The sequence below is a fragment of the Polaromonas sp. P3_C2 genome (genome assembly GCF_056402675.1).
This window is the reverse complement of the sequence record NZ_JBFUGX010000218.1, coordinates 1-6,274: the sequence shown is the minus strand read 5'-3', so window position 1 is coordinate 6,274 and position 6,274 is coordinate 1. Positions and strand designations below refer to the sequence as shown.

6 protein-coding genes are annotated in these 6,274 nt (G+C 63.0%); 4 read left to right on the top strand and 2 right to left on the bottom strand.

Annotation, left to right across the window (positions count from 1 at the left end; all coding sequences use genetic code 11):
- From AC1DWI_RS10985 to arsA, 4 genes are all read left to right on the top strand, one after another.
- A partial coding sequence (locus tag AC1DWI_RS10985) for an ATP-binding protein (protein ID WP_477724828.1) occupies nt 1–389 on the top strand: 389 nt, incomplete at its 5' end.
- Between the two features lie 315 nt (nt 390–704).
- On the top strand, nt 705–1,256 hold the full coding sequence (locus AC1DWI_RS10980; protein ID WP_477669569.1) for a cytochrome b: 552 nt from the start codon (nt 705–707) through the stop codon (nt 1,254–1,256).
- Nucleotides 1,257–1,282: 26 nt separating this feature from the next.
- On the top strand, nt 1,283–1,972 hold the full coding sequence (locus AC1DWI_RS10975) for a VIT1/CCC1 transporter family protein (protein ID WP_477669570.1): 690 nt from the start codon (nt 1,283–1,285) through the stop codon (nt 1,970–1,972).
- A gap of 369 nt (nt 1,973–2,341) precedes the next feature.
- A complete protein-coding gene (gene arsA / locus AC1DWI_RS10970; protein WP_477724829.1) occupies nt 2,342–4,099 on the top strand; it encodes an arsenical pump-driving ATPase in 1,758 nt (585 codons plus the stop codon).
- 90 nt (nt 4,100–4,189) lie between these two features.
- Here arsA and AC1DWI_RS10965 read toward each other — a convergent pair whose 3' ends face one another.
- Both AC1DWI_RS10965 and AC1DWI_RS10960 read right to left on the bottom strand, forming a co-directional pair.
- Complete coding sequence (locus tag AC1DWI_RS10965) at nt 4,190–5,548, bottom strand: ATP-binding protein (RefSeq protein WP_477669628.1); 1,359 nt, start codon at nt 5,546–5,548, stop codon at nt 4,190–4,192.
- Nucleotides 5,548–6,219 (bottom strand): response regulator, encoded by a 672-nt coding sequence (locus AC1DWI_RS10960; RefSeq protein WP_477669571.1) that lies wholly within the window; start codon nt 6,217–6,219, stop codon nt 5,548–5,550. The genes AC1DWI_RS10965 and AC1DWI_RS10960 overlap by 1 nt, the downstream gene beginning before the upstream one ends.
- Between the last annotated feature and the right edge of the window lie 55 nt (nt 6,220–6,274).

Below are 6,274 nucleotides of genomic sequence, written 5' to 3'. Positions count from 1 at the left end.
AGGCTGCCATGGAAACCCGACATGATCTATCCTTGGTGAGCCCGGGCTTCTTCAGCATTGAGGGGCACGCGGTACTGCTAAGGCTGGTGCTTCGCAATCTGGTTGAAAACGCCTTGAGCCATACGCCACCGGGAACCCGCGTGGAAGTGCAACTGGACCCTGTGGCCCGTTGGCTCCAGGTGTGTGATTCGGCCAAAAAAGACATTCAAGTCCTTGCGGTCAGCCTTAACGCGAGCAATTCGCGTTCATTGGGTCTGGGCACCGGTCTGCGTGTGGTCGAAAAGATTGCCGCCATTCATGGAGCGCGATTTGGACTGGTACCACCGCCGCCAGGCTTTACCAGGTGCTATCGCCTGCAATTCCCGGCAATCTCTGTGAAAGCAGAATGAGCGACTGTTGAATTGTGCTGAGGGTGACCCGAGGGGTGTGCAGTGTGGCTCCCGAAAGTCCGTCTCGGTTGACGCAGGTCAAGTGCCCGCAGCGGCTGCTGGCTCATGCTGCCGATAACTCAGGAGCCTGCTGTGGCCCAGTATCACGCACGCCCTTTATCTATTCTGGAAGATGCCCTGCCATTTATCGCCATCCGGGAAAGCTGAATGAGGCACTCACTTAAGCCAGGGTGGCACAGATATGTAGTCACGCCAACCGACCAACGTTGGGGCCTGCAGTCAACACTTCACTTTAATGATAAGAAGAGACAGACAATGAATTTAAAAAAACACTTGGAAAACCGCTACAGGCTGCTCTCGATGGGACTGCACTGGTTCATGCTCTTCTTGCTGGCGGCGGTTTACATCTGCATGGAGGTCAGCGAGGCTTTTCCCAAGGGAAGCGACATACGAAGTGAGCTGAGGACCTGGCACTACATGCTGGGCCTGTCTGTATTTGTTCTCGCCTGGCTTCGCCTGGTGATTAATCTCTGGACTCGCTCCCCACCGGTCGCTCCAGCGCCGCCACTTTGGCAAAGCCAATTGGCCCGGCTGGTACAGGCAGGGCTTTATTTACTGATGATAGGGATGCCCCTGGCCGGGTGGCTGGTACTCAGTGCCCGTGGGCAACCCATTCCTTTTTTCGGGCTGCAATTGCCCGCGTTGATGGCCGGCAACAAGGATGCGGCGGACTGGATCAAGAAAGTCCACGAAGCGGGAGCGACTGTTGGGTATTTTCTGGTGGGCCTGCATGCAGTGGCTGCCCTGTATCACCACTACATACTGCGCGATAACACCCTGATACGCATGCTCCCGGGCCGCCGCTGATTCCCCCTTGCAACGAAAGACAAAGCATGAGACACATTGAACGGCACAGAACCTCACGCATCGGCTGGCTCCGCGCGTCCGTCCTGGGCGCCAATGACGGCATCGTATCCACCGCCAGCCTGATCGTGGGGGTCGCCGCCGCCAGCGCGACTCATGGCAATGTGCTGATGACGGGCGTGGCTGCCCTGGTGGCCGGCGCGATGTCGATGGCCGCGGGCGAATACGTGTCGGTGCATTCGCAATCCGATACCGAGAAGGCCGACCTGGCCCGGGAGCATGCCGAACTCGAGAAGGATCCCGCGGCCGAACATCACGAGCTGACGGCTATTTATGTCGCGCGCGGGCTGGACCTTGCGCTAGCCCGACAGGTTGCGGAGCAACTCATGGCCCATGACGCCCTGGGTTCGCATGCGCGCGACGAGCTGGGCATTTACGACGACATGGCCGCCCGGCCCCTACAGGCCGCGCTCGCGTCGGCAGCCAGCTTTGCGTGCGGCGCCCTCTTGCCGCTCGCCGTCGCCGCGGTGGCGCCCGGCGGCACGCTGATCTGGTGGGTGTCTGGAACCTCTCTGGTATTTCTGGCATCCCTGGGCGCGATGGCCGCGCGGGCGGGCGGCGCCGCAGTTCTGCCTGGCGCGTGGCGCGTGACTTTTTGGGGTGCACTGGCCATGGGCGTTACCGCGGGTGTAGGCGCGCTGTTTGGCGCTGTGGTTTAAGTCTGCTGGCGAACGGACACCTTTTGATGCCCATGCACAGTCACTCCATGAACTTACCCTCCACAAGGAGTGAGACCGACGTCGCGGAATTGGCCGGTTATCGGCATCCGCGCCCAGCGCCTGTCGGACTCAGCTTGTCTGGGCCGTCGCGGAGGATTCCCTGTGAGCGCTGAAGCCGCTCCGGACATCTTCCGGGCGGATACGCGTCGAATGCCGCCGGATGCGGTTCGTTGTTTCGATTTCAATCCGGGATAAATGTAAGGTCGATCAAAGATGCTCACACACGGCACCATCACCACTGACGGCATCGCGCATACCGGCGTCATCCGCGCGCATGAAGAAGCACATCGTTGGTCGCAGCCCGAGGCCATGGGCTTTCTCAAGATGCCGACACGATATCTTTTCTTTACCGGAAAAGGTGGGGTCGGCAAGACATCGCTGTCCACCGCCACGGCGCTGGCGCTGGCCGACGCGGGGAAAAAGGTTTTACTGGTCAGTACCGACGCGGCATCGAATCTCGACGAAATGCTGGGCATCGAGCTGCGCAACATCCCCACAGCGGTGCCCGGCGCTCCCGGGCTGTCGGTATTGAACATCGACCCGGACACGGCTGCAGAGTCCTACCGTCAGCGTGTGCTGACCCAGATGGACGCGCGGGCCAGCGAAGCGGAACTTTCAACGGTTCGTGAGCAGTTGTCAGGTGCCTGCACCACGGAAATCGCATCGTTCGATGAGTTCGCATCCCTGCTGTCCGACGATGCGGACCACTTCGACCATATCGTTTTTGACACGGCGCCGACGGGACACACCTTGCGCCTTCTTAGTCTGCCCAAGGCATGGAGCGGGTTTCTGGATGGCAACGACCGCGGTGCATCCTGTCTGGGCCCGCACTCGGGCCTGAAGATGCAGGAGGAGCGGTTCAAGGCGGCGCTAGAGGCTTTGGGCGACCCGGCTAAAACGACGGTGATTCTGGTTACCCGGCCGGACCGGGGCGCGATTGCGGAGGCGGCGCGCACCTCTGGGGAACTCCTGGCCTTGAGCCTGAACAACCAGCGGCTGGTGGTCAATGGCGAGTTTCACGCCAGCGATGCAGCCGATGCGGTGGCGGCGGCCATCGAGGCTGTCGGGCAGCAGGCCCTGGCAGAAATGCCCTCTTCCCTGCGTGCACTGCCGCAGGACAGAGTGCCCTTGAGGGTGTTCGACACCGTCGGCTTGCCGGCCCTGCGCGCGCTTCTTGCGGCAGACACCGGTCGCATGGCGGCCGGCAAGACGCTTGCGGCAGAGCCCGTCGGCCCTTTCCCGGGTCTGGACGCCCTGGCCGACGAACTGGTTGCGAGCGGACACGGGCTGATCATGGTCATGGGCAAGGGTGGCGTCGGCAAAACGACAGTAGCCGCCGCGCTGGCCCTTGGACTGGTCCAGCGCGGCAAAACCGTGCACCTGAGCACCACCGATCCTGCGGCCCACCTTGCGGGCACGATAGGGGGCGAAGTGCCGGGCCTGCGGGTGGACCGCATAGACCCCAAAGTCGAAACGCAGCGCTACATCGACAAGATCATGGCGGCCAGGTCACCCGGCCTGGATGCGCAGGAGCAGGCCCTGCTGTTGGAAGACCTCCAGTCGCCGTGCACAGAGGAAGTGGCCGTGTTTCACGCCTTCTCGCACGTTGTCAGTGAAGGACGCAGTGCCTTTGTGGTGCTGGACACCGCACCGACCGGCCATTCCCTGCTGCTGATGGACGCCACCGGCGCCTACCACCGGCAGATGATGCGGGAGTACGAAGGCCAGGGCGCAACGCGCGTTGTCACGCCATTGATGAGGCTGCAGGATGCGGCGTACACAAAAATCATTCTGGTGGCCCTGCCGGAGGTGACCCCGGTCTCACAGGCCGCCGCCCTGCAGGACGACCTGCGCCGCGCCGGCATCGAGCCCTATGCGTGGGTGCTCAACAAGAGCGTGCYGGCGGCCGGCACCACGGACCGCTTGCTGGCGGCGCGGCTTGCCGGTGAGCGCAAGCAGATGGATCGCATGGCCGGCGGACTGGCCAAACGGGTCTTCATATTGCCCTGGCTGATCCGTCCGCCGGTCGGCGTGGTGGAGTTGTCCAGACTTGTGGCGAAAAAGTGAAAAGGTTGATACATGACTGGAGTGAATCCCTCGGACTGCACCACGGGACTCAACACTGTCAGGTCCAACAACCGGAATCCTCGCGGCCATTTAAAACGGGCTCGATGCCTGCGGCCCAAGCACCCGCACCGCAAGACCGCCCAGCTCGGTCGAAGCTTCAACTTGCAGCCGCATCCCATGCACGGCCGCGACGCGCCGCACAATGGACCAGCCAAGGCCGCTACCGCTTTCGGTGTTGCCGGTCACCCGGAAAAACCGCTCACCCAGCCGCTGGAGTTCGCCTTCGGTCATGCCCGGGCCGCTGTCTTCCACACGCAAAACCACCCGTCCATCCTGCTGCTGAACCGACACTTTCACGCGCGCCATCCCAGGGCTGTATCTCACCGCGTTGTCTACAAGGTTGCGCACCAGCACGGTCAGCAGAATTTCGTCGCCCTGAAGATGGCAGGATTCCGCGGCGTCCAGCTCCAGCGTTTGGTTTTTACTGATGGCCTTGGGTGCCAGCTCTGCGACCACGCGCCGTACCAGTGCACTCATGTCCACGGGCGCAGACGCCGGCATTGCAACAGCGTCCAGCCTCGACAGGGTGAGCAACTGCTCCACAAGCCGGGCCGCCCGGTCGCAGCCCTCGAGCGTGTTGTGCAGCGCTTGCCTTCGCGGGCCTTCGGCGGTTTCGCCCAGCGCCACCTCGGCCTGTGCCCTGATGGCGGCAATCGGTGTGCGCAATTCATGGGCGGCATCGGCGGTAAAGCGCCGTTCAGACTCCAGCAGCGTCGCTATGCGCACAAACAGGGCGTTCAGGGCATCAACCATGGGCACCATCTCCGATGGCACGTCGTTCAGGGCAAGCGGCAGTACAGCCGCCGGTTGCCGCTCGGCCAGCGCGTGGCCCAGCCGGCGCATGGGTGCAACGCCGCGGTACACGGCCCACCACAGCGCCAGGGCAAGCAAAGGCAGAGCCAGCGCCATGGGCCACAGCGTGCTGCGCAGCACCGCCAGCAAGATGTCGTTGCGGGAGCCCGTTTGCTCCCCTACATACACCTGCACGTCGTCCTCTGCGCCATAGGTGGCAAACACCCGCCACGCTGAACCGGCCATCTGCACGGTGGTGAAGCCGGTTTTGAACTGTTTGCTGCGCTCGACCATGGGCGTGACAGGTGCGTTGGCAGAACGCAGCGTAAGCCGGTTCTCATGAAACACCTGGAACATCACTTTGGGCGCGTAGCGGTGCAGTGTGGGCGTATCAACGCCACGGTCGCCCTCCTCCAGCTCCTGTGCCTGCTGCACCACCAGCAGGGCGGCGGCCTGGGCCAGGTGGCCATCAAGCAACTCGTCAAGCTCATGGCTCACATCCAGCCATGTCAGCGCCGCGGTCGCCAGCCAGACCGTCAGCACCACGGAAAGCACCATGGCCGTCAGGCGGCCCTGCAGGGAGTGCGGCCGCGGAATCACGATTTCGGCGCGTCGCGTTGCAACATATAACCGACCCCACGCACCGTGTGGATCAGCTTGCTGCCCAGCTTGCGCCGCAGGTTGTGGACATGGACTTCCACGGCGTTGCTCTCCACCTCCTTGCCCCAGCTGTAGAGCTGCTGCTCAAGCTGTTCACGGGAAAGAACACGGTTGGCACTGAGCATGAGCGCCTGCAACAGGTCAAATTCGCGGGTAGACAGTGTGACGAACTGACCGGCCTGGTGCACGGAGCGGGCGGCCGGGTCGAGCACGACATCCTGCACACGCAGGCACTCCTGCGGTTGGCCGTGAGCACGGCGCACCAGTGCCCGCAGGCGGGCGGCCAGCTCCTGCATATCGACCGGCTTGACCACATAGTCGTCGGCCCCGACATCAAGCCCGCGTATGCGGTCCGGAACCGCGTCGCGGGCCGTCAGTACCAGCATGGGCGTCAAGAAGCCCGCCCGCCGAATAGCGCCCAGAACCTCCAGGCCGTCCTTGCGCGGTAATCCGAGGTCGAGCACGGCTGCGTCATAGACCTGTGCGCGCAACTCGCGTTCTGCGGCCGTACCATCGCGAACCCAGTCAACCTGAAAGCCAAGCTGCCTCAGGCCGGACTGCAGGCCGTCACCAAGCAGCATGTCGTCTTCAGCAAGCAGGATGCGCATGTGGCAATTCTCCCATTTGTTCCGGGGGCGCTCAGTCGTCGTCACCCTCCAGGCC